The sequence below is a fragment of the Desertihabitans brevis genome (assembly GCF_003327535.1).
GTDB classification, from domain to species: domain Bacteria; phylum Actinomycetota; class Actinomycetes; order Propionibacteriales; family Propionibacteriaceae; genus Desertihabitans; species Desertihabitans brevis.
Genome location: NZ_QOUI01000006.1, coordinates 72,985 through 95,296 on the forward strand (window position 1 = coordinate 72,985; position 22,312 = coordinate 95,296).

Sequence of the window (22,312 nt, forward strand, 5' to 3'; positions counted from 1 at the left end):
TGGGAAGCGTAGTGGTTTGCTGATGTGGTTCGGTGGGGAACATCAGGTGGTCGCGAGCTGCTCGCGCCACCCAGACGGAGAGAACACGACGAGCGGACGTCACCCGACGGCCGCCGCCAGGGAGGAGAAGCCATGAGCCAGTACCACGAGGACGCCCCGGACGAGTCGGAGCAGCTGGACCAGGGCGAGTTCCACCGCACGCTCGAGGGCGAGAAGCCGGGCTCGGACCCGCTCGACCAGGGCTGGGTGGCCCCCGACAAGTGGTCGGCCGCCGAGGGCTACGGCAACACCGTCCAGGAGCAGCGCGAGGGCGAGACCCTCGACATGCGCATCGCCCAGGAGGAGCCCGACGTCGGCGTCGAGGAGGAGGAGCCGCGTCCGCAGACGATCGACTCCGACACCACCGAGGAGGACATCATCGAGCCCGAGCTCGACGTGCTGGACGACTCCCAGGTCGGCGACGAGCGCGCCGGCCGGCTGACCGCCACCTCCGGTGGTGAGGGGATGGGCGTGGAGGACTCCGAGGACGAGCTGCTCGCCACCGATGTCGGCATCGACAACGCCGCCGCGGGGGCCGAGGAGGCCGCCGTCCACGTGGTCGAGGACGACGACGTGGTGACCCTGCCCGACGACCCCGAGGTCTGAGCGGTGCCGGTCGAGGAGCAGGCGGCCCGTCCCGAGCAGGAGGTGGCCGCCTGCTGGTTGACCGACATGGATGGCGTGCTGGTGCACGAGCAGCACGCCATCCCCGGTGCCGCCGACTTCATCGCCGAGCTGCAGCGCACCTCGCGGCGGTTCCTGGTCCTCACCAACAACTCGATCTACACCGCCCGCGACCTGCAGGCCCGGCTCAGCGCCTCCGGCATCGACCTGCCCGAGGAGAACCTGTGGACGTCGGCGCTGGCGACGGCGGCGTTCCTGGCCGAGCAGGCCACCGAGCGCACCGCCTACGTGATCGGGGAGGCCGGGCTGACCTCGGCGCTGCACGAGGCCGGTTTCGTGCTCACCGACACCGACCCGGAGTACGTGGTGCTGGGGGAGACCCGCACCTACTCCTTCGAGGCCATCACCCGGGCCATCCGGCTGGTGGCGGGCGGTGCGAAGTTCATCGCCACCAACCCCGACGCCACCGGGCCCTCGAAGGAGGGGCCGCTACCGGCCACCGGCTCGGTCGCCGCGCTGATCACCCGGGCGACCCGGATCGAGCCCTACTACGTCGGCAAGCCCAACCCGCTGATGATGCGGTCCTCGCTCAACCGGATCGACGCCCACTCCGAGACCACGATCATGGTCGGCGACCGGATGGACACCGACATCGTCTCCGGGCTGGAGGCCGGGCTGCGCACCGCCCTGGTGCTCACCGGCTCGACCCGGCGCGAGGACGTCCGCCAGTTCCCGTACCGGCCCACCTGGATCGTCGACTCGATCGCCGACCTGGTGCCGAAGGTGGAGCAGTGGCGCCCCGTGGAGGCTGCCGAGCTCAGCGCCGACTGAGCACGCCCGACCGAGCGGGCTAGTAGCTGGTCGCCAGCTCGCTGGACAGCACCAGCCCGCCGCCACCCAGCAGCACGGTGTCCTCGTCGCTGGTGTCGAGCACCACGGTCGGCGGCTCGTCGCGGTGCGGGGCGGTGGCGGCCAGCCGCTCGGCCAGCATCGAGCGGACCAGCTCGCCGCCGCCCACCACGTCGCCGTGCATGATGTAGGTCTGCGAGGCCAGCATGTGCTCGTTGTTGGCCAGCCCGATCGCGAGGTTGTCGGCGTACTCGGCCAGCAGCTCCCGGGCGCCGTCGTGCCCATCGGCGGCCAGGGCCGCCAGCGAGGTGCAGCTGGCCTCCGCGCCGCCCGGCAGCCCCCGCTCCAGCGCCCGGGCCCGCAGCCAGCCGACCGTGGCCACCGTCTCCCAGCAGCCCCGGCGCCCGCACAGGCAGGTGGCCCCTCGCAGGTCGACGACGATGTGGCCGTACTCCCCACCGGCCCCGTGCGAGCCGCGGAACACCTCGCCGGCGTGCACGATGCCCATGCCGAGGGCCTCGCCGGTGTAGACCGAGGCGAAGTGGTCCACCCCGCGGCCCAGCCCGAACCACCGGTCGCCGAGCGCGAGCACGCGCGGGTGGTGGTCGACGCTGACCGAGGTGGCGAAGCGGCTGCTCAGCAGGTCGGCGACGGCGAAGCCGTTCATCACCGGGGCCAGGTGCAGGGAGAGGATGGTGCCGGTGGTGGTGTCGACCATCCCGGCCGCGGCGACGCCGATGCCGAGCAGCCGGCGTCCGTCGAAGCACTCGGTGGCGAGGTCGAGCAGGTGCTCGGAGATCCGCGGCAGCGGCCAGGACGGGTCGATGGTGCGCTGCCCCGCGACCCGGATGGTGCCGTCCATGCTGAGCCGGGCCGCGGTCAGCCGGGTGGAGGAGATCCGGACCGAGCCCAGCTCCTCACCCTGGGAGTTGAACCACAGCGGACGCGCGGGCTTGCCGCCGGCGGGTGAGGCGGCCACCGCCTCGCCCTCCACCAGCCGGCCGTCCTCGATCAGCGGCTGGAGGATGGTGGCGATGGTGGCCCGGTTCACGCCGAGGGAGCGGGCGAGCTCGGCCCGGCTGGTCGGCCCGTTCTGCAGCAGCAGCTGCAGCACCCGTGACCGGTTGCTGCGCCCCATGGTGCTCGGGCTCAGCAGACGGGTCCGCCCGCCGTTGCTGGCTGTGGTCACCTGCCGCCTTCCCGTGGCTGTCGTCCAACCGTTACGTGGCTTGACCATTTCGTGACGGACAGGGTCTGGCAAGACCCCATCCCACTATGTAAGTTACCACTTCATACATACCGCCCGAGGAGTGGAGCAGAGCAGATGGCAGCACAGGGGAGGGTCCGCGTGGCGGTCGTCGGGGCGGGGATCCGCGGCTCGATGTTCGCCCGGGCCCTGCAGCAGAACCCGGACGCGGAGCTGGTGGCGGTGTGCGAGCCGGTCGAGCGGACCCGTGCCGCGGCGGCCGCCGCGCTGGGCGTCCCGGTCTGCGCCGACGTCGAGGAGCTGCTGACGCGCTTCGCCGACGAGCTGACCGCCGTGGTGGTGGCCACCCCCGACTTCGCCCACCGCGACGTCGCCGTCCGCTGCGCCGAGGCCGGGCTGCACCTGCTGGTGGAGAAGCCGCTGGCCACCACCGTGGAGGACGCCGAGGCGATCACCCTGGCCTCCGAGCGGGCCGGCGTGCACGCCGTGGTCGGCTTCGAGAACCGCTGGAACGAGCGCTTCGCCGAGGTGCGGGCGCAGCTCGCCGGCGGCGGGCAGGGACGGGTCGTGCACCAGGTGGCCAACCTCAACGACACCGTCTTCGTGCCCACCCAGATGCTGTCCTGGGCCGGTGCGAGCTCCCCGGCCTGGTTCCTCATGCCGCACACCCTCGACCTGACGATGTGGCTCTCCGACGCCGTCCCGGTCGACGTCTTCGCCCGCGGCGTCAAGCGGGTGCTGCCCGGGCGCGGCGTGCCCACCTGGGACGTCGTCACCGCCTCCTTCGCGATGTCGGACGGCTCGGTCGTGGTGCTCAACTCCTCCTGGGTGCTGCCCACCTCGATGCCCTCGGTCTTCGACTTCCGCTACGAGGTGCACACCGACACCACCAGCTACACCGTCGACATCAGCCCCAGCGGGGTCACCCGCTACGACGCCGAGCGGGCCAGCTGGCTGCAGTTCGGCGTGCACGAGCGGGCGGGGCGGCTGCGCGGCGTGCCGATCGACATGGTCGACGACTTCGTCGCCCTGCTGGGCGGGGCCGACCTCGACCTGCCCGGCGCCCGGCACGGCCTGCTGGTCACCCGCAGCATCGTCGCCGTGCACGAGAGCCTCGAGACCGGACGTCCGGTGCCGATCGGCAGCGGACCCGCCGGCCCGGACGCCGCCGACGCCGCGCCGGCCGACCCCCAGAGCATCCCCGCCTGACCGCGATGTCGCGATCAGGGCCGACCAACGACCACTAGGAGCACAACCATGGTGAACAGCTTCTCCCGTCGACGCGCGCTCCAGCTCGGTGCGCTCACCGCGGGGTCCCTGGCCCTCGGCGGCTGCGTCAGCGCCAACGACCCCTCCGCCGGCGGTGCCGCCGCCCCGGAGGACGGCCCGTTGCGCCCGGGCAGCGCGCCCTCGGGTGAGATCACGATCCTCGACGACAACACCAACACCACGTTCCAGGCCTCGACGATCGCCGCCTTCGAGGCGGCCACCGGCATCAAGGTCAAGTCGTACACCCAGGGCAACTTCAACGACCTGCACGACCGCTTCGCCACCCTCTTCGCCGCCCAGGACAGCAGCGTCGACGTGGTGATGACCTGGGCCGGCTGGTCGGCGGAGTTCGGCCAGGCCGGCTGGCTGCAGGAGCTGGACGCCTCCGCGGTGCCGTCCGACCTCATCCAGCCGGCGCTGGACGCGGTGAGCTGGGACGGCAAGGTGTACGGGCTGCCCAAGTTCTCCAGCGTGCAGACGATGTTCTGGAACAAGGAGATGTTCGCCGCCGCCGACCTCGACCCCGAGACCGCGCCCCAGGACTGGGACGAGTTCGTGGCCGCGGCCAAGGCGATGACGCGGGAGGGCCAGTGGGGCTACGCCTGCGACATCGGCAACGCCGCCGGCGCCTACCAGAACTTCCTGCGGGTGCTGCTGCTCAACGGCGGCGACATGTACGACGCCGACTACAAGCCGATCTTCAACAGCGAGCAGGGGGTGGAGGCGCTGACCCGCTTCCAGGAGCTGCTCACCCTGCACCAGGTCATGGACCCGGCCTCGCTGCAGACCACCAACGCCTCCGACCTCGGCGACCAGTTCGCCCGCGGCAGCACCGGCATCGTGTTCAACTGGCCGTTCCAGTACGCGGTGGCCACCGGCGAGGAGTCCCAGCTCGACGCCTCGACCGTCGGCAACGGGCTGATCCCCGGGATGAGCGTCCGCTCGGCCTCGATCGACGGCTCGGAGGGCTTCGCGATCAGCAAGTTCTCCCAGAACAAGGAGGCCGCGCTGGCCTGGCTGCAGTTCGTGGCCACCGGTGAGGTGCAGAGCAAGATCGTCGCCGACGAGGGCTGGTTCCCGGTGTCGGAGCCCGTGCTCACCGACCCGGCCAGCATCGAGGCGCTGCCGGTGCTCCAGACCTACCAGGAGTCCACCCAGTACGCCACCAAGCGCTGGGGCGTGCCGTGGTCGAGCGAGCTGGACCAGCTGCTCTCGGTGCAGATCAGCGAGGTGATGAACCAGACCACCACGCCGAAGGAGGCCCTGGACAACGCCGCGGCGCAGACCGAGGAACTGGTCCGCCGCTACCTGGGATGAGCCGATGACCTCCACCACCACCTCGACGCCGCCGGTCGCGTCGGCACCGCAGGAGCCGCGCTCCACCGGTGCCGGCGCCCGGCGCCGCCGGCTGCGGGACCTGCGCTTCGCCCTGCTGATGGCCGCCCCGGCGCTGGTCGTCATCGTGCTGCTGCTGGGCTACCCGATGGGCTACGCGCTCTACGTCTCCGGCTTCGACTGGAACGACAAGATCCCCGGCGACCGGCCCTTCGTCGGTCTCGGCAACTACGTCGACCTGCTCGGCGACGGGCAGGTGCACCGGGCGCTGGGGCGCACCCTGCTGTTCGCCGCGGTGACGGTGCTCGGCGGGGTGGGCATGGCCGTCCTGCTGGCGGTGCTGCTCAACGTCGACTTCCGCGGACGCACGCTGGCCCGGGTGCTGCTGCTGGTGCCGTGGGCCGTCCCGCCGGTGGTCAACGGGATCATGTGGAAGCTGATCTTCGACGGCGCCACCGGGGTGGTCAACGCGGTCGGGCTGGGGCTCGGGCTGTTCCGCGAGCGGGTGCAGTTCCTGGCCGACCCGCAGCTGACCATGAACGTGCTGATCTTCGCCGAGATGTGGAAGCTGCTGCCCTTCCTCACCCTGCTGATGCTGGCCGGGCTGCAGGGCATCCCGGCCAACGTCTACAAGGCCGCGCGGATCGACGGCGCCTCGCCCTGGCAGCAGTTCGTCCGGGTCACGGTGCCCAACCTGCGCGGGCCGATCCTCTTCGCCCTGGTGGTGCAGACGATGTGGTCGCTGAAGGTGTTCGACACCATCTTCGTGCTCACCGGCGGCTCGGGCGGGCCGGCCGAGGGCACCACCACGCTGAGCTTCCTCACCTACCTGGTGAGCTTCAGCAACCTCGACCGCGGCTACGGCGCGGCGATCGCGGTCGCGTCCATGGTGCTCGTGCTGGCCTTCGCGCTGCTCTGGGTGCTGCTGCTGCGCGACCGGCACAAGGAGGGAGTCCGATGAGCCGAGCCCGCACGCGGCTGGCCCGCACCGTCGTGCACCGGGTGCTGGTGGCGCTGCTGCTGGTCTACCTGCTGGCGCCGTTCGCCTGGATGCTGCTCTACAGCCTCTACCCCGCGACCGCGTTGCAGACGCTGACCCCGGACCTGGACCCGAGCCAGATCCGGCTGGACAGCTACGCGGCGCTGCTCAGCGACCCCTCCTTCCTGACGCCGATGGCCAACTCGGCGGTGGTGGGGCTGGCGACCACGGTGCTGTGCATGGTGCTCGGCTCCGGCTGCGCCTACGTCATCGCCCGCTACCGGTTCCGCGGCCGCAGCGTGCTGCTGCTGGGGATGCTGACGGTGCAGGCGGTGCCGGTGATCGTGCTGGCGGTGCCGCTGTTCATCCTGCTGCGCGCCTTCGGCCAGTACGACACGCTGCTGGGGCTGGTCATCACCTACACCGCGTTCATCCTGCCGCTGGTGGTCTGGATGATGGTCGGCTTCTTCGAGGAGCTGCCGCCCAGCCTGGAGCGGGCCGCGGTCGTCGACGGCTGCAACCGGCTGCAGATCATGACCCGGATCGCGGTGCCCCTGGCCGCGCCGGGCCTGGCGGCCGCGGCGGTGCTGGCCTTCATCACGGCCTGGAGCGACTTCTTCCTGGCCAAGGTGCTGACCATCACCAGCGCGACCACGCTGCCGGTGCGCACGGCGGCCTTCCAGGGGCTGTTCGCCATGGACTACACGTCGGCCGCCACCGCCGGCGTGATCACGGCGGCGCCGGTGCTGCTGCTGGCGCTGGTGGCGCAGAAGTGGATCATCCGAGGACTCGTCGAAGGTGCGGTGAAGGGCTGATGGCAACGATCGAGCTGGTCGGGGTGCAGAAGGACTACGGGCGGGGCCGCAAGGCCGTCCGGGCCGTGCACGACCTGAGCTACACCATCGCCGACGGCCACTTCGTGTCCCTGCTGGGGCCGTCGGGCTGCGGCAAGTCGACGACGCTCAACATGATCGCCGGGCTGGAGGACATCACCGGCGGGGAGATCCTCATCGACGGCGCCAGGGTGGACGACCTCGAGCCGGACAAGCGCGACCTGGCCTTCGTCTTCCAGGACTACGCGCTCTACCCGCACATGGACGTCCGCGACAACATCGGCTTCGGGCTGCGGATGCGCAAGGTCGACAAGGCCGAGACCGAGCGGCGGGTGGTCGACGCCGCCCGGCGACTGGACATCGAGCACGTGCTGGGCAACCGGCCGCGCAACCTCTCCGGCGGCCAGCGCCAGCGGGTGGCGCTGGCGCGGGCGATCGCCCGGCGTCCCAAGGTGTTCCTCTTCGACGAGCCGCTGTCCAACCTGGACGCGCTGCTGCGCGACCAGACCCGCAGCGAGCTCAAGCTGCTGCACGCCGAGCTCGGCGCCACCTCGGTCTACGTCACCCACGACCAGGAGGAGGCGATGACGCTCTCGGACCGGATCGTGGTGATGAGCCGGGGCAAGCTGGAGCAGTACGGCACGCCGTACGAGATCTACCACCGCCCGGCCACCACGTTCGTGGCCTCCTTCGTCGGCAAGCCGCGGATGAACCTGCTGCCGTCGGCCCGGGTGGAGCGGGGCCGCTACGCCGTCGGCGGCTCGACGTTCACCGTCGACGTGGCCGGGCTGGACGCCGAGCAGGTGCGGCTGGGCCTGCGGCCCGAGGAGTGCTCGCTGCGGCGGGCCGCCGACGGCGAGGACGCCTCGGGCGAGGTGAAGGTGGTCGAGCCGCTCGGCAACGTCTCCGACGTCACCGTCGACCTGGGCAGCGCGCTGTTCGTGGTCCGCGTCCCCGGGTTCAGCGAGCTGACGGTGGGCGACCGGGTGGTGCTCGGGGCCGAGCGGGCCACCGTGCACTGCTTCGACCCCACCAGCGAGGAGCGCCTGACCGGCGCCGACCGCTGACGGCCGGCGCGCGGTCCTCCCGGCGTCAGCCCGAGTGGGCGCCGACGGCCGCGATCGGGGCGTCCAGGTCCGGCAGGTTGCGCCGGACCGGCTCGGGCCAGGCCAGCGTCACCCCCAGGTCCTCCGACAGCAGCCGCTGCAGCTCCCCACGCAGAGCCGGGTCCGCGTGCACGTCGGCCGGACGGACCCCCCGCTCGGCGCAGAGCACCGACAGCGCCCCGACGGCCTCCCCGATCGACCACTCCACCGGGTGCAGCCGGTAGGCGCCGTTGGTGATGTGGGTGGTGCCGATGTTCTTGTTCGCCGCGAGCAGGTTGGTGACGTCGCGGGGGATCAGCGCACCGAGCGGGATCTGGAAGGGGAAGCAGTCGATGTCGACGTAGGTGCGTCCGGCGGTCGAGGGGTGCAGGTCGATCCGGTAGTAGCCGGTGCCGACGGAGTCCTCGAACAGCTCCGAGCCGGTGCCCTCGCCGCGCATCTGCTTGCCGATGTGGCCCTCGTGGACGGTGAACAGCGCCCTGATCCGGCGCGACTCGCGGATGTAGGGCTCCATCGCCAGCCCGTCGGCGGTGCCCAGGACGTCCCCGCGCAGCCGCAGCTCGGGGTAGCCGGTGCCGCCGTCGCCACGGGGGGCCGCCGTCTGCAGCCAGTGCACGAAGGACAGCGTCAGCTGGCGGGCGTCCTCGAGCGCCTCGTGCTGCTGCTGCGGCGCGACACCGAGCAGGGGCGCCTCCCAGTAGTCGACCTGCGGCCAGTTGACCAGCGTGATCTCCCCGCCGGGGAAGTCCGGGCGCAGGTGCTGGCGAGCCAGGATCCGCCGGTAGTGCCACAGGTCCTTGGCCAGGCTGGTGGGCGCCTCGGCCGGGTCGCCGTCGAACACGGGCCGGGTGCGCCGGGCCAGCGAGATCGGCTCGACGTCGTCGAAGGACAGCTGCGGCCCCGGCCAGAACGGCGCCACCTGGGTGGCGAAGTAGTCGTAGCGGTCCGGCCGGGGGACGGTGTGGTCGCACCCCGGCGCCCACTCCAGCGCGCAGCACCAGGAGATCGCCTGCTGGTCCAGCGGGTCCGCCACCTCGGGGGCGTGCAGCTCGCCGTGCTCCGCGCGCGCCTCGGCCCCGATCACGTGCTCGACGTCGGCCAGCGGGAGCAGGTCGCCGAGCTCGGTGGCGTCGGCCACCAGGGCGCCGACCAGCCGGCGCTCGACGCCGGTCCGCCGGCCGCGGACGACGACCGAGCTGATCTCGCCGCCCTCGCGGGTGGCACCCACCGGCTCGTGCTCGCGGAGCCAGGTCAGGCGTCCGGAGGCCAGCAGCGGTGAGACCATCTCCTCCAGCACCAGGGCGCCGACCCGGGGCTCGTGGCAGAGCCGGGAGACGAAACCCGCGCCGGGGTTCAGGTGCGGGTCGGCTGCCGCCTCCGCGGTCAACGGGTAGTGGCGCCGGTAGTGCGCGCGGACGCCCTCGCGCAGCTCGACGTAGCTCGGCGAGGCGGCGGAGGTCTCGATCCAGGCGTGCTCGTCGGGCGGGACGCCCTGGGTGGTGAGCTGGCCGCCGAGCCAGGGGGAGCGCTCGGTGAGCACGACCCGGCGCCCGAGACGGGCCGCGGTCAGCGCGGCGGCGACGCCGCCCAGGCCGCCGCCGACCACCACCAGGTCGGCGGTGAGCACGTCGGTCGGGTGCGCGGGGGAGGTCGGCGTGGCGGTGCCGTTGGCAGGGGTGGACATGGGTTCCTCTCGTGGGGGATCGGTGGGGACGGGGGCCGGCTCAGCCCTTGACGGAGCCGTCGGCGAGGCCGGAGACGAAGTGGCGCTGGTTGAGCAGGAAGATGACCAGCACCGGCACCGTGGCCAGCACCGCACCGGCCATCAACGTCCCGTAGCGGACCGTGCCGGTGGCCAGGAACTGCGCCAGCGCCAGCTGGACGGTCTGCACCTGCGGCGACTGGGTGATGACCAGCGGCCACAGGAAGTCGTCCCAGACGCCGGTGAAGGTGAAGATGGCGATCACCGCGACGATCGGTCGGGACAGCGGTAGGTAGATGGCGGTGAAGATGCGCAGCTCACCAGCGCCGTCCACCCGGGCCGCCTCGGCCAGGTCCGGGTTGGCGGTGGTGAAGTACTGCCGGGCCAGGAAGATGTTCATGGTCATCACCAGGTGCGGCAGCATCAGCCCCGGCAGGCTGTCCAGCAGCCCCGTCCCGCCGTAGCCGGCCAGGTCGTTCCCGCCGGCCAGCGGGAACCCCTTGGCCATGAGGAACAGCGGGATCAGGGTCACCGAGCCGGGGATGGCGGCGGTGGACAGCAGCAGGTAGAACAGCGCGGTGCTGCCCCGGAAGGGCAGCAGGGCGAAGGCGTAGCCGGCGGCCACGGCGGCCACGCAGTTGGTCAGCACCGGGACGACGGTGACCACCAGCGAGTTGAGCATGGCCCGGCCGAGGTTGGCGTCGGTGACGGCGGAGCCGTAGTTGACCGCCGTGGGCTGGGCCGGCAGCAGCGACACCGACGAGAAGGCCTGCTCCTCGGGGGTGAAGGAGATGCTGACCATCCACGCGAAGGGCACCAGCACCAGCAGGGTGGCGGCCAGCAGCACCAGCCGGGTGGGCCAGCCGCCGCGGACGGCCCGGCGCCAGCCCCGGTTCCGTCCCGGGGCGGCGACGACGGGGGCGCTCACGACCTCCTCCCGGCGATCCCGCGGATGGAGAGGAAGGAGAAGGCGGCGATGAAGGCGAACAGCACGAACGCCATCGCCGAGGCGCTGCCGAAGCTGTTGTACTGGAACGCCTCGGTGTAGATGAGGTAGTTGACCGTGGTGGTGCTGGCCAGCGGTCCGCCACCGGTGAGGATGAACAGCTCGGCGAACCCCTGGGCCAGGTAGATGATGTCCATCGCGACCACGTAGGTGAGGATCGGCCGCAGCCCCGGCAGGGTGATGTGGCGGAACCGTCGCCAGGCGCCGGCCCCGTCGGTGCTGGCCGCCTCGTAGAGCTCCCGGGGGATCGACTGCAGCCCGGCCAGCAGCAGCACCATGTTGCTGCCCAGCGCCTTCCAGACCCGCATCGCGGCGACGGCCGGCATCGCGGTGTCCTCCTCCAGCAGCCACGACTGCGGAGGGAGCCCGAGGCCGGTGAGGGCCTCGTTGAACAGCCCGTTCGGGGAGTACATCCACAGCCAGACCACCGCGACCGTGGTCAGCGAGACGATGTGCGGCACGTACAGCGCGGAGCGGAAGACCCCGATCCCGCGGAAGGGCCGGTTGGCCAGCATGGCCAGGCCGAGCGCGATCGCCACGGTGGGTGGCAGGACCATCAGCACGTACTGCCCGGTGACGGCCAGCGCGCGGGCGAAGTCGTCGTCACCGACCAGCGCGAGGTAGTTGGCCACGCCGACCCACTCCGGTCCGGAGCGGCTGAGCGGGCTGTACTCGGTGAAGCTGAGCACCAGCCCGTAGACCACCGGCACCAGCTGGTAGACCACCACGTAGAGGGTGGCCGGGAGGACGAAGAGGACGCCGATCCACTGGGTGGGGCGCAGCCGGCGGCGGCGTCGGGGTTCCGCGGTCCCCGGGGTGGGCGCGGCCGGGGCCCGCACCGCGGTCTGCTCGAGGGTCGACACGTCAGCGGGCCCTGGCGAGCACGTCGTCCACCTCGGCCGCGGCCTGGCTGAGCGCCTCCTCGGCCGGCAGCTTGCGGTTGGCGGCCTGCTCCAGGTGCTGGGCCATCGTGTCGCGCACCTGCACCCAGCCGGCGACGTTCGGGTTGGGCACCATGTCCGGGGCGGCGGCGAGGAAGGCCTGCAGCACGGGCGACTCCGAGACGTAGGCGGAGTCCGCCGCCGAGGCCCGCATCGGGATGGCGCCGATGCCCTCGGTGTACTCCACCGACACCTCCGGTGAGACCAGGTAGCTGATGAACTCCCAGGCGAGCTCCTGCTCGGGGCTGTCGGCGTTGATCATCAGGCCCGGTCCGGCGCCGCCGAAGGCGGCCGGCGGGGTGCTGCCGTCGAAGCTCATCGCGGGGGCGACCCGCAGGTCGAGGTCGGGGTCGGCGCTCATCATCTGCTGCACCTGAGGGGCGGTGGCGATCATCATCGCGGCGTCGCCGGTGACCAGGGGCTGCTGCGCCGGTGGCAGGGTGCTGAGGTCGTGGCCGAGCGAGCCGGCCACCGCCTGCTCGCCGGAGTAGGCGTCGGTGATGTAGTCCAGCACCTGGGTGCCCTCCGGGGAGGCGAAGGTGGCACGGGTCCCGTCCGGGCTGATCTGGCTGCCGCCAGCGGCGTAGAGCAGGGTGGCGAAGCTCTGCTGCAGACCGATCGGGTGGCTGGGCAGCAGCAGGCCGGCCCGGGTGATCCGGTCCCCGTCCCGCTCGGTGAGCTCCCGTGCCACCTCCTTGGCCTCCACCCAGGTGGCCGGGGGCTGGTCCGGGTCGAGCCCGGCCTCGGTGAAGGCGTCGGCGTCGTAGACCAGCAGGCTGGCCTGCAGCGACAGCGGCATCAGGTACTGGGTGCCCTCGACCTGCCCACCGGGGAGCGCGGCGGCCATGTCCTCCCGGTCGGCGGGGTCCAGCTGCTCCAGGAAGGGCCCCAGGTCGGTCAGGCGCTCGTTGGCGACGAAGTCGGCCACCGCCGCGGGACCGTGGCCGAAGACGTCGGGAGCGGTGCCGGCGACGTAGGCGGCGTTGAGCTTGGTCGACATGTCCGGCCAGTCCAGGAAGGTGACGTCGACCGTGGCCCCGGTCTCGGCCTCGAAGCGGGGCACGATCGTCTCGGTGACCAGCTCGATCTCGGTGGCGTTGGTGCCGGGGAACCACACCGTCAGGTGGGTGCCGCCGCCACCGGTCTCGGCCGGGTCGGCCGCCGGAGGGCCACCCAGACCGCACGCCGACAGGGCGAGGACGGGGCCTGCGAGGGCCAGGGCGAGCAGCCGCCGGGCTGCTCCACGGCTGGAGGACGAACTCATCGGAACTCCTTTGTTTCGATCGGTGTTTCGTATTAGCGGACGGCCTGTTCGAGCAGTGCGTCGGGTCGCGGGGTCAGTCGCCGGGTGGGGCGCTGATCGTGGTCGGCACCACCCGCTCCTCGCAGGGGTGCAGCTCCTGGTGGTCGGCCGGCAGCCGGCCGTCCAGGATGTCGGCGAGGACGCTCAGGGTGCGGGCGCCCACCGCGCGCTTGGGGATCCGCAGCTGGCTCCAGTGCGTGGCGGTCGGGTCGCTGACCCCGTCCAGGCAGACGACCGACAGCTGGGCGGGGAGTGCCACCCCGACGGCGTCGGCCCGGGCCTGCACCGCCGCGGCGTCCTCGGCCGCCTCGACCAGCACGGCCGTGGCGCCGTCGGCCCGCCAGCGCGCCGGGCCCTGGTCGCGCCCGAGCCGGGTGATGTCGTACCAGCGGGGGGTCGCCCCGAGGGAGGAGAGGGCCTCGGTGTAGGCGGTGCGGCGGTCCCGCTGCGGGGTCTCGTGCTTCACCCCGCGCAGGTAGGCGATCTCCCGGTGGCCCGCGGCGGCGAGCATCCCGACCACACGGGTGACCCCCGAGACGTAGTCCACCCCGACCGAGGCGACCCCGGGCAGGGAGTCCCGCCGGCCCAGCACGACGAAGGGGTACTGCTCCGCGCTCAGCCGACGCAGCTCGTCGTCGTCACGGTCCAGCCCGATCACCACCGTGCCGTCGGCCAGCCGCAGCCGGTTCGAGCCGTTGCCGTAGATGCTGCGGCGGCCGTCGGGGCGTTGGGTGGAGGCGAACAGCACCAGGTCGCGGCCGAGCTCGACCGCCCGCTCCTCGATCCCGACGAGGAACTCGTGGAAGTAGTCGTCGGGCCCGACCGGGAAGACGGGCTCGAAGGTGTGCACGCCGATCAGGTCGCTGCGCCCGCCGCGCAGGGAGCGCGCGGCGGCGTCGGGGACGTAGCTGAGCTCGGCCATCGCCTGGCGGATCCGGGCCTCGGTGGTGGCGGAGATGCTGTGCTCGGCCGCCTTGCCGTTGAGCACGAGGGAGACGGCCGTCTGGGACACGTTGGCCCGCCGTGCGATGTCTCGCTGACTCGGCCTGCGCATCGTCGCCACCTCCTCCCGGCCGGGATGGCTAATACGAAACAGTATCAGCCGGCCGACGTCAAGACCCCGCCGTGCTCGGCACCGGTCGGCGTCAGACGCCGCGGGTCCTCCGCCAGCGGGCCCGGCCGGGACGGGAGCAGAAGCCGGTGGGCGGGGACGGGGTCGCGGCGTAGAGTGGTGCGCGCACCAGACACGAGCTGCCGGGTGGCCGAGGGCCACCGGCGCCAGGCCACGGAGGACGATCCTGACGACACCACAGGGCGCGACGACGGGGACCGCGCACCCAGACGCCGAGGGGGCGCCCACCGGCGTCCGCCGGATCACCGTCCCGACCTCCATCGACATGGTCAACGTGCTCGGCCCGCGGGACGAGTTCCTCCGCATCCTCGAGCGCCGGCTGGACGCCGACATCCACGTCCGCGGCAACGAGGTGACGCTCACCGGCGACCCGGAGGCGATCAGCCAGGGCGCGGACGTGCTGACCGAGATGATCACCGTGCTGCGCACCGGCCAGGGCCTCGCCCCGGACACGGTGGAGCGGCTGGTCTCGATGATGGCCGAGCAGTCCGGCACCAGCCCGGCGGAGGTGCTGACCCAGAACATCCTGTCCAACCGTGGCAGGACGATCCGGCCCAAGACGCTCAACCAGAAGCGCTACGTCGACGCCATCGACAAGCACACGGTGGTCTTCGGCATCGGCCCCGCCGGTACCGGCAAGACCTACCTGGCGATGGCCAAGGCCGTGCAGGCGCTGCAGCGCAAGGACGTCAACCGGATCATCCTCACCCGCCCGGCGGTGGAGGCGGGGGAGAACCTGGGCTTCCTGCCGGGCACGCTCAACGACAAGATCGACCCCTACCTGCGTCCGCTCTACGACGCGCTGCACGACATGGTCGACCCGGACTCGATCCCGCGGCTGCTGACCTCGGGCACGATCGAGGTGGCTCCGCTGGCCTACATGCGCGGGCGCACCCTCAACGACGCCTTCATCATCCTCGACGAGGCCCAGAACACCTCGATGGAGCAGATGAAGATGTTCCTCACCCGGCTCGGCTTCGGGGCGAAGATGGTCGTCACCGGCGACATCACCCAGGTCGACCTGCCCGGCGGCACCCGCAGCGGTCTGCGCGCCGTGCAGGGGGTGCTCGAGGGCGTGGACGACATCGCGTTCTGCCAGCTCACCAACCACGACGTCGTGCGCAACGCGCTGGTCGGCAAGATCGTCGCCGCCTACGACAAGTTCGAGTCGCTGCCGGGTGAGCAGGACCAGCGGTCCGGTCGGCGTCGGGGTCATCGGTGACGGTCGAGCGGAGCGAGCGGTGAGGGTCGAGCGGAGCGAGCGGTGACGGTCGAGCTCAACAACGAGTCCGGCCAGCCGGCCGACACCGAGGCGCTGGTGGCGCTGGCCACCTTCGCCCTGGACCGGCTGCGGATCCACCCGCTGGCCGAGCTGAGCATCCTGCTGGTCGACGAGGAGACGATGTCGGCCTACCACGAGCGGTTCATGGGCGAGCCCGGACCGACCGACGTGCTGTCGTTCCCGATGGACGAGCTGCGGGCCCCGGCCGACGACGAGGACCCGCCGGAGGGTCTGCTCGGCGACATCGTCCTCTGCCCGGCGGTGACCAGCCGGCAGGCCGCCGAGCACGGCCGTACCGCCGAGGAGGAGGCGGAGTACCTGCTGGTGCACGGGCTGCTGCACCTGCTCGGCCACGACCACGCCGAGCCGGAGGAGAAGAAGGCGATGTTCGACCTCAAGGACGCCATCCTCGCCGCCTGGGCGGACGAGCGCCCGGTCCGGTCGGGCCGGTGACCGCCGTGTCGGGCGAGGACCCCGGCCCGAGTACGCCGGGCGGCCGCACCGGTCCGCCGACCCCGCCGGGGTCGGGCCCGGACGCCGGCCGCCCGCCACGCCCTGCTCCCGGGAGCCCGCGATGAGCCAGACGTCGGTCGTCCTGCTCGTCGTCGCCGGTGTGCTCACCGTGCTGGCCGGGGTGCTGGCCGCCGCCGAGTCGGCGCTGACCGCGTTCTCCAAGGCCCGCGCGCAGGAGCTGGTGGATGAGGGCCGCGCCGGCGCGGCCCGGCTGCTGAAGCTCCTGCAGGACCCGGCCCCCTACCTCAACACCGCGCTCTTCCTCCGCACCATCTGCGAGATCACCGCCATCGTGCTGGTGGCCGACGTGGTGTTCGGCCTCATCGGCGCCGCCTGGTTGCAGTGGCTGCTCACCGCCGGCGTGATGATCGTCGTCTCGTTCCTGCTCTGGGGTGTGGCGCCGCGGACACTCGGCCGCCAGCACGCCGACCGGGTCGCGGTGGCGATGGCCGGCCCGCTCTCGGCGCTGACCACCGTGCTCGGGCCGGTGCCGCAGCTGCTGATCCTGCTGGGCAACGCGATCACCCCGGGCCGCGGTTTCAGCGACGGGCCGTTCTCCAGCGAGGCCGAGCTGCGTGAGCTGGTCGACATGGCCGAGGCGAGCGAGCTGATCGAGGCCCGCGAGCGGCGGATGATCCACTCCGTCTTCGAGCTCGGCGACACCATCGTCAAGGAGGTGATGGTGCCGCGCACCGAGATCGTCTCGATCGAGGAGGACAAGAGCCTGCGGCAGGCCATCTCGCTGGCGCTGCGCTCGGGCTACAGCCGGATCCCGGTGACCCGGGGAGGGCTGGACGAGGTCGTCGGCGTCGTCTACCTCAAGGACCTGATGCGCCGACAGTTCGACAACCCGCGCGCGGAGACGTCGGAGAAGGTGTCGAAGGTGATGCGCGACGTCGTCTGGGTGCCCGACTCCAAGCCGGTGGACGCCCTGCTGCGCGAGATGCAGCTGACCCGCAGCCACCTGGTGATGGTGGTCGACGAGTTCGGCGGCACCGCCGGGCTGGCCACCATCGAGGACATCCTGGAGGAGATCGTCGGCGAGATCGTCGACGAGTACGACCGCGAGGTCGACCCGGTCACCGAGCTCGAGCCCGGCCGCTACCGGGTGACGTCGCGGCTGGCGGTGGACGAGGTCGGCGAGCTGTTCGGGCTGCGGCTGGAGGACGAGGACGTCGACAGCATCGGCGGTCTGCTGGCCAAGCACCTGGGCCGGGTGCCGATCGACGGCTCGACGGTGGTGGTCGAGGGTCTGGAGCTGGTCGCCGAGCGGGCCACCGGTCGGCGCAAGGGGATCGGCACCGTGCTGGTCTCCCGGGCGCCGGCCGAGGAGGACGTCCCGGCCGTCGAGGAGGACGTGGCGTCCGTCCCGCCGGCCGAGGTGGGGCCTGAGGACACCCGCCTGCGCGCCTGACCGGTCGTCGGCTCGTCCGCGGCGCTACCCTCCGGCGGGTGACCCGAACCGCCCCTCCACCGACCCCTGCCCTCGTGGAGCACCGCTGGCCCTGGTCGGTGCGGCTGGTCGACCTGCTGACCCGGCTGCTGCTGTGCGCCGCGGCCGCGGGGCTCGCGGTCTTCCTGGTCGGGGTGTTCTCGATGCTGGTGCTGACCGAGCTCTACCCGGCGGTCGCGTCGCGGATCGACCGGGTGTCGCGGATGGCGGTCGGCGTCTACGCCGGCGGTGGGGCCGCCGCCCTGCTGCTCGGCGGCTACGCCCTCGCCGCGCACCGCTGGCTCGAGGTGAGCGTGCTGCGCCGCTGGGGTGCCGAGGCCCCGCACCGGGTGCCGGCCGACCCGCAGCGCCGGGCCGTCCGGGCCAAGAGCCCGTCCGGGACGCTCGGGGTGGCCGCGGGCTGGACGGCCGGGCTGTCGGCCTTCATGGTGCTCGCCAGCGTGTGGATCCTGTTCGAGGACCCCGACCTGGAGGGGCTCACGGTGCTGGCGGTCTCGCTGCTGGTGCTGGGTCTGGGCGTCGTCGGGCTGGTCGTCTCGGTCCGGATCGGGCGGGGCTGGCCCGACCACACCGGGGCGGCGTCCGGGGCGTGGCTGAGCAGCCTCCCGCGGGCCGTGCACGCCGACCGCGACCGCCGGCGCGCCGGTCGCGGGGGCGAGCAGGTGCTCGCCGTCGGTCCGCGGCGGGCCCGCCGGGTGGCGTACTGGCTGGGACGTGGCTCCGGCGCGGCGATCGGTCTGTCGGTGCTGGCGGGGGTGCCCGGGCTGGTGCTGCGCCAGCCCTGCCGCGACTGCGACCCGCGCACGCTCGGCGCGGCCGGGGAGACCACCATCGACTGGCTGGTGACCACCGCTTTCGCGCTGCTGGCGGTCGGGCTGCTGCTGGGCCTGGCCCAGGGCGTCCTCCTGCTGCTGGTGGCCGTGGTCGAGCGGGCCGTGCTGCAGCGTGGCGCGCGGGCGCCGCGCCGTCCGCGGGTGCCCCGTGATGTCCTGGCGCGGGTGCTCGCCACTCCGACCGCCGAGCGGCTGCTGGGGTTGACGCTGCTCGTGGCGGGGGCCGCGGCGGCGCCGCTTCCGCTGGTCGCCGCGCTCGCCGACGAGGTGGCGGCCTGGTGGACGACCGCCGGGCTGGTCGGGGGCGTGCTGCTGCTCGCCGGCGCCGCGCTCCTCCTGGTCGACCACGCCGTCACACCGGGATGGCGGCAGACCCTGCGCGAGGCCTACGCGCCGGGTGACGTCGACGCCGGGGAGGCCGAGGCCACGACGGACAGCGGCTCGGACGGCAGCGGGGTCGACGGCGGCGGCTCGGACGGCGGCAGCTCGGACGGCGGGGGCGGGGACTAGGATCGCCGACGCGCCGGACCACGGCGTCCAGCACGGAGGAGGAGCGCGATGAGCAGCGAGCACCGGTCGGGATTCGCCTGCTTCGTCGGCCGGCCCAACGCGGGGAAGTCGACGCTGACGAACGCCATCGTCGGCTCCAAGGTGGCGATCGCCTCCTCCAAGCCGCAGACCACCCGGCACGCGGTCAAGGGCATCGTCACCCGCCCCGACGCCCAGCTGGTGCTCATCGACACCCCGGGGCTGCACAAGCCGCGGACCCTGCTGGGGGCGCGGCTCAACGACGTGGTGCGGGCCACCTGGTCCGAGGTCGACGTGGTGGGGGTGTGCCTGCCGGCCAACCAGCGCATCGGCCCCGGCGACACCTACCTCGTGCAGCAGGTCGCCGAGCTGCGCAGGCGGCCGAAGCTGGTGGCGCTGGCCACCAAGTCCGACCTGGTCTCCCCGGTGCGGATGCGCGAGCACCTGCTCGCCATCGGCGCGCTGGAGGAGTCGATGGGGCTGCGCTGGGAGCACATCATCCCGGTGTCGGCGGTCGCCGACGACCAGGTCGACGTGGTCGCCGACGAGATCATCGGCCTGCTGCCGCCCGGCCCCGCCTACTACCCCGACGGCGAGATCACCGACGAGCCCGACGAGACCCTGGTGGCCGAGCTGATCCGCGAGGCCGCGCTCGAGGGCGTGCGTGACGAGCTGCCGCACTCGATCATGGTGGTCGTCGACGAGATGGGCCTGCGTGAGGGACGCCCCGAGGACAAGCCGCTGCTCGACGTCTTCGCCTCGATGGTGGTCGAGCGGGACTCCCAGAAGGGCATCATGATCGGCCACAAGGGCTCGCGGCTGCGCGACGTCGGCACCGCCGCCCGGATGCAGATCCAGGCCCTGCTCGGCACCCCGGTCCACCTGGACCTCAAGGTCAAGGTGATGAAGGACTGGCAGCGCGACGCGAAGTCCCTCAACCGCCTCGGCTTCTGACGCCGGTCCCCCCGAGGCGTCCGGCGCGGGCACGGCCACCCGCCCAACCCCTGAGAACGCGTATGTCGTTGCGGTGACGTCCGGCGTGGCGCGGTGTGTCGGGCCCGCCGGCGCCCTCGACGAACACGTTCTCAGGGTCGGGGCCGGGTCGCGGCGCCTCGGCCCGCGGCGTCGAGCGCAGGGCGCTCCGGGAGGTGCAGCACGACGTTCCCGTCCTCGACCTCGACCGGGTAGCCGCGCAGCCGCACCCGCGACCCGGAGGCGAGGTGGTGGCCGTCCAGCAGGTCGAACTCCCACCCGTGCCACGGGCACTGCAGGACCTCCCCGTCGCGCCCGGGCCGGTACTCGGCCACCGCCGAGGGCAGCAGCGTCCCGGTGACCCGGCCGCGGCAGACCGGCGCGGCCTGGTGCGGGCAGTGGTTGCGCCACGCGACGACCCGCCCGCGCACGCGGAACAGCCCGATCTCCAGCCCCGACGCCTGCACCAGCAGCACACCCCGTCCGGGCACATCCACCTCTGCTGCCACCACCACCCGACTCACTCGTGGTACCCCGTCGGCTGCAGGACGTCCGCAGCCCCACCGCTGCGGTGTGGAGGCAGCTGCTCGGGCGGCGGCGGACCGTCCAGGCCGTAGAGCTCGGCAGCCGTCCCCCCCATGATCCGGGCCCGGACCGCCGGGTCGACCCGGCGGAAGAGCACCTCGGGGTTGTCGTTGTCCCAGTGCGGGTAGTCGGAGGAGAACATCAGCGTCCGTCCGGCGTCCACCATCGCCAGCACCTGCTCCAGCTGCTGGGGGTGCGGCGGCTCCTCGATCGGCTGGCTGGTGAGCCGGACGTGCTCGGCGACGTACTCCGAGGGCAACCGGCGCAGCCAGGGGGTGGTGTCGCGCAGCGCCTTGTAGTTCTTGTCCAGGCGCCACAGCAGGGACGGCAGCCAGGACACCCCGCCCTCCACCAGCACCACCCGCAGGTCGGGGAACGCCTCGAACACGCCCTCGCAGAGCAGACTGGCCAGCTGCGCCATCGCCGTCAGCGGGAGCAGGCTGTGCCACTCCAGGTAGCGCGAGGGGTAGCCCACCGGCGTGGGCGGGGCGGCGCCGCCGGCCCCCTCGGCCCCGGGGTGCAGCGCCACCGGCAGCCCCCGCTCGGCCGCGGCCCGGTAGATGGGGTGGTAGCGACGCCGGCCGCAGGGCTCTCGGGTGGTGGTGGCCATCAGCACCTGCACCACGGACTCCCGATCGCCGCACCGCTCGATCTCCGCCACGGCCGCCTCGGGGTCGTCGGCGTTGACGAGCACCGAACCCCGGAAGCGGCGGCTGACCCCGAGCCAGCCGGCGGCGGTGGCGTCGTTGACGGCGCGGGCGACGGCGTCGAGGTAGTCGGGGTCGTGGCCCAGCGGGAGCACGAACGGACCGGTCAGCACGGCGTAGTCGATCGCGTAGCGGTCGAGGTGGTCGCTGAGGAGGAACAGCGGGTCGCTGGCCGGCGGGCCGCCGTCGGGTGGGAGGGTGTCCTGGCGGAGCACCCCGCGCGGGTTGTGGTAGCCGGTGCCGACCCCGAGCCCGGTCTGCGCCCAGCGCTCGCGCCAGTGCCGGGGCAGGTGCGGCGTCAGGTCGGGCAGCGACTGGTGGACGTCGGCGTCCACCGTCAGCGGACGCCCCGGGCCAGCATCCACGTCAGCTCTCCTCGGCCATGCTGCGTAGCACCCACTGCTGGGTGCGCAGCCGCCGGGGCTGGCGCAGCACCGCCACCACGGCGGCCGCGACGTCCTCGGCGGTGAGCACGTCCTCCAGCCAGGCGTCCCCCTCGGACCGGCCGGCGCCCAGGGCGAACTCGGTCGAGACCGCGGCCGGGCAGATCGTGCTGACCCGGATGCCCTCGGCCCGGAGCTCCCGGTCCAGCGAACCGGCCAGCCCGACCTGGGCGAACTTGGTGCCCGCGTAGACCGCCTCGGTGGCACCACCGCGCAGCCCGGCCACCGAGCTGACCACCACGACGTCCCCGCCGCTGCCCTGCTCGCGCAGCACCGGGACGGCGGCCCGGACGGTCCACACCGTGCCGAGGTAGTTGGTCGCGGTCATCGAGGAGATCTGCTCGTCGGAGAGGTCCATGATCCCGCCGTAGGCGCCGACGCCGGCATTGGCCACGACGCTGTCCAGCCGCCCGAAGCGGTCCAGGGCCGCGCTCACCAGCCGGTGGTTCACGTCGGGGTCCGCCACGTCGCCGGCCACGGTGGTCACAGCCTCCTCGCCGAGCTCCTCGACCAGTGCGGCGAGCCGCTCGCGACGGCGTCCGAGCACGGCCACGCGGGCGCCGGCGGCGACGAGCAGCCGGGCGGTCGCGCGGCCGATGCCCGCGGTCGCCCCGGTGACGGCGACGACGGTCCCGGTGAGGTCGCGGTCGGTGTCGGTGTCGGGCACGGTG

The 22,312-nt window shown here is 72.8% G+C and carries 21 protein-coding genes; 12 read left to right on the top strand and 9 right to left on the bottom strand.

Annotation, left to right across the window (positions count from 1 at the left end; translation table 11 throughout):
* Nucleotides 1-132: 132 nt before the first annotated feature.
* Together DT076_RS10665 and DT076_RS10670 are read left to right on the top strand one after the other, a co-directional pair.
* Nucleotides 133-645, top strand: coding sequence for a DUF5709 domain-containing protein (locus tag DT076_RS10665; RefSeq protein ID WP_114126667.1), 513 nt, complete (start codon nt 133-135; stop codon nt 643-645).
* 66 nt (nt 646-711) lie between these two features.
* Nucleotides 712-1,494, top strand: coding sequence for an HAD-IIA family hydrolase (locus DT076_RS10670; protein WP_114126860.1), 783 nt, complete (start codon nt 712-714; stop codon nt 1,492-1,494).
* Between the two features lie 19 nt (nt 1,495-1,513).
* Here DT076_RS10670 and DT076_RS10675 read toward each other — a convergent pair whose 3' ends face one another.
* Nucleotides 1,514-2,701 carry an ROK family transcriptional regulator gene (locus tag DT076_RS10675; RefSeq protein WP_158548106.1) on the bottom strand — a complete coding sequence of 396 codons (1,188 nt, stop codon included), beginning with the start codon at nt 2,699-2,701 and terminating at the stop codon, nt 1,514-1,516.
* A gap of 135 nt (nt 2,702-2,836) precedes the next feature.
* Here DT076_RS10675 and DT076_RS10680 point away from each other — a divergent pair, with 135 nt between their 5' ends.
* From DT076_RS10680 to DT076_RS10700, 5 genes are read left to right on the top strand one after another with little or no spacing between them, the layout of a single operon-like run.
* On the top strand, nt 2,837-3,928 hold the full coding sequence (locus DT076_RS10680) for a Gfo/Idh/MocA family protein (RefSeq protein ID WP_114126669.1): 1,092 nt from the start codon (nt 2,837-2,839) through the stop codon (nt 3,926-3,928).
* A gap of 48 nt (nt 3,929-3,976) precedes the next feature.
* A complete protein-coding gene (locus tag DT076_RS10685; protein ID WP_114126670.1) occupies nt 3,977-5,305 on the top strand; it encodes an extracellular solute-binding protein in 1,329 nt (442 codons plus the stop codon).
* A gap of 4 nt (nt 5,306-5,309) precedes the next feature.
* Nucleotides 5,310-6,284: a carbohydrate ABC transporter permease gene (locus DT076_RS10690; protein WP_114126671.1), complete on the top strand. Its 975-nt coding sequence runs from the start codon at nt 5,310-5,312 to the stop codon at nt 6,282-6,284.
* On the top strand, nt 6,281-7,117 hold the full coding sequence (locus tag DT076_RS10695) for a carbohydrate ABC transporter permease (protein WP_114126672.1): 837 nt from the start codon (nt 6,281-6,283) through the stop codon (nt 7,115-7,117). Before DT076_RS10690 ends, DT076_RS10695 begins: the two co-directional genes overlap by 4 nt.
* A complete protein-coding gene (locus DT076_RS10700) occupies nt 7,117-8,202 on the top strand; it encodes an ABC transporter ATP-binding protein (protein WP_114126673.1) in 1,086 nt (361 codons plus the stop codon). Before DT076_RS10695 ends, DT076_RS10700 begins: the two co-directional genes overlap by 1 nt.
* 25 nt (nt 8,203-8,227) lie before the next feature.
* Here the strand turns inward: DT076_RS10700 and DT076_RS10705 are convergent, their stop codons facing one another.
* The 5 genes from DT076_RS10705 to DT076_RS19195 all read right to left on the bottom strand — a co-directional run bounded on the left by DT076_RS10705 (nt 8,228) and on the right by DT076_RS19195 (nt 14,247).
* Nucleotides 8,228-9,925 (bottom strand): FAD-dependent oxidoreductase, encoded by a 1,698-nt coding sequence (locus DT076_RS10705; RefSeq protein ID WP_114126674.1) that lies wholly within the window; start codon nt 9,923-9,925, stop codon nt 8,228-8,230.
* 40 nt (nt 9,926-9,965) lie between these two features.
* Nucleotides 9,966-10,871, bottom strand: coding sequence for a carbohydrate ABC transporter permease (locus DT076_RS10710; protein ID WP_114126675.1), 906 nt, complete (start codon nt 10,869-10,871; stop codon nt 9,966-9,968).
* A complete protein-coding gene (locus DT076_RS10715; RefSeq protein ID WP_114126676.1) occupies nt 10,868-11,812 on the bottom strand; it encodes a carbohydrate ABC transporter permease in 945 nt (314 codons plus the stop codon). The genes DT076_RS10710 and DT076_RS10715 overlap by 4 nt, the downstream gene beginning before the upstream one ends.
* Before the next feature lies 1 nt (nt 11,813).
* A complete protein-coding gene (locus tag DT076_RS10720; RefSeq protein ID WP_114126677.1) occupies nt 11,814-13,154 on the bottom strand; it encodes an ABC transporter substrate-binding protein in 1,341 nt (446 codons plus the stop codon).
* Nucleotides 13,155-13,227: 73 nt separating this feature from the next.
* Nucleotides 13,228-14,247, bottom strand: coding sequence for a LacI family DNA-binding transcriptional regulator (locus DT076_RS19195; RefSeq protein ID WP_158548107.1), 1,020 nt, complete (start codon nt 14,245-14,247; stop codon nt 13,228-13,230).
* 343 nt (nt 14,248-14,590) lie between these two features.
* On the opposite strand from DT076_RS19195, the gene DT076_RS10735 reads away from it, so the two are divergent.
* The 5 genes from DT076_RS10735 to era all read left to right on the top strand — a co-directional run bounded on the left by DT076_RS10735 (nt 14,591) and on the right by era (nt 19,888).
* The gene (locus DT076_RS10735; protein ID WP_114126679.1) at nt 14,591-15,547 is read left to right on the top strand and encodes a PhoH family protein; all 957 of its coding nucleotides are present in this window, start codon (nt 14,591-14,593) and stop codon (nt 15,545-15,547) included.
* Between the two features lie 42 nt (nt 15,548-15,589).
* Nucleotides 15,590-16,060, top strand: coding sequence for an rRNA maturation RNase YbeY (gene ybeY / locus DT076_RS10740; RefSeq protein WP_114126680.1), 471 nt, complete (start codon nt 15,590-15,592; stop codon nt 16,058-16,060).
* A 121-nt stretch (nt 16,061-16,181) separates the two neighbouring features.
* On the top strand, nt 16,182-17,534 hold the full coding sequence (locus DT076_RS10745) for a hemolysin family protein (RefSeq protein ID WP_114126681.1): 1,353 nt from the start codon (nt 16,182-16,184) through the stop codon (nt 17,532-17,534).
* A 38-nt stretch (nt 17,535-17,572) separates the two neighbouring features.
* A complete protein-coding gene (locus DT076_RS10750) occupies nt 17,573-18,916 on the top strand; it encodes a hypothetical protein (protein WP_147264123.1) in 1,344 nt (447 codons plus the stop codon).
* Nucleotides 18,917-18,964: 48 nt separating this feature from the next.
* A complete protein-coding gene (era, locus tag DT076_RS10755; protein ID WP_114126683.1) occupies nt 18,965-19,888 on the top strand; it encodes a GTPase Era in 924 nt (307 codons plus the stop codon).
* 131 nt (nt 19,889-20,019) lie between these two features.
* Here the strand turns inward: era and DT076_RS10760 are convergent, their stop codons facing one another.
* From DT076_RS10760 to DT076_RS10770, 3 genes are read right to left on the bottom strand one after another with little or no spacing between them, the layout of a single operon-like run.
* Nucleotides 20,020-20,421 (bottom strand): Rieske (2Fe-2S) protein, encoded by a 402-nt coding sequence (locus tag DT076_RS10760; protein WP_199539118.1) that lies wholly within the window; start codon nt 20,419-20,421, stop codon nt 20,020-20,022.
* A 5-nt stretch (nt 20,422-20,426) separates the two neighbouring features.
* Nucleotides 20,427-21,563 (bottom strand): amidohydrolase family protein, encoded by a 1,137-nt coding sequence (locus DT076_RS10765; RefSeq protein WP_114126685.1) that lies wholly within the window; start codon nt 21,561-21,563, stop codon nt 20,427-20,429.
* A gap of 1 nt (nt 21,564) precedes the next feature.
* Nucleotides 21,565-22,308, bottom strand: a complete 744-nt coding sequence (locus DT076_RS10770) for an SDR family oxidoreductase (RefSeq protein ID WP_114126686.1) — start codon at nt 22,306-22,308, stop codon at nt 21,565-21,567.
* Nucleotides 22,309-22,312 lie beyond the last annotated feature (4 nt).

Excerpts from the sequence above, each read along its gene's own strand:
- DT076_RS10745 (WP_114126681.1), top strand. The coding sequence starts at position 16,182 with ATGAGCCAGACGTCGGTCGTCCTGCTCGTCGTCGCCGGTGTGCTCACC.
- DT076_RS10700 (WP_114126673.1), top strand. The coding sequence starts at position 7,117 with ATGGCAACGATCGAGCTGGTCGGGGTGCAGAAGGACTACGGGCGGGGC.
- DT076_RS10670 (WP_114126860.1), top strand. The coding sequence starts at position 712 with ATGGATGGCGTGCTGGTGCACGAGCAGCACGCCATCCCCGGTGCCGCC.
- DT076_RS10685 (WP_114126670.1), top strand. The coding sequence starts at position 3,977 with ATGGTGAACAGCTTCTCCCGTCGACGCGCGCTCCAGCTCGGTGCGCTC.
- DT076_RS10735 (WP_114126679.1), top strand. The coding sequence starts at position 14,591 with ATGGTCAACGTGCTCGGCCCGCGGGACGAGTTCCTCCGCATCCTCGAG.
- DT076_RS10705 (WP_114126674.1), bottom strand. The coding sequence starts at position 9,925 with ATGTCCACCCCTGCCAACGGCACCGCCACGCCGACCTCCCCCGCGCAC.
- era (WP_114126683.1), top strand. The coding sequence starts at position 18,965 with ATGAGCAGCGAGCACCGGTCGGGATTCGCCTGCTTCGTCGGCCGGCCC.
- DT076_RS10690 (WP_114126671.1), top strand. The coding sequence starts at position 5,310 with ATGACCTCCACCACCACCTCGACGCCGCCGGTCGCGTCGGCACCGCAG.
- DT076_RS10680 (WP_114126669.1), top strand. The coding sequence starts at position 2,837 with ATGGCAGCACAGGGGAGGGTCCGCGTGGCGGTCGTCGGGGCGGGGATC.
- DT076_RS10665 (WP_114126667.1), top strand. The coding sequence starts at position 133 with ATGAGCCAGTACCACGAGGACGCCCCGGACGAGTCGGAGCAGCTGGAC.
- DT076_RS10695 (WP_114126672.1), top strand. The coding sequence starts at position 6,281 with ATGAGCCGAGCCCGCACGCGGCTGGCCCGCACCGTCGTGCACCGGGTG.
- DT076_RS19195 (WP_158548107.1), bottom strand. The coding sequence starts at position 14,247 with ATGCGCAGGCCGAGTCAGCGAGACATCGCACGGCGGGCCAACGTGTCC.
- DT076_RS10720 (WP_114126677.1), bottom strand. The coding sequence starts at position 13,154 with ATGAGTTCGTCCTCCAGCCGTGGAGCAGCCCGGCGGCTGCTCGCCCTG.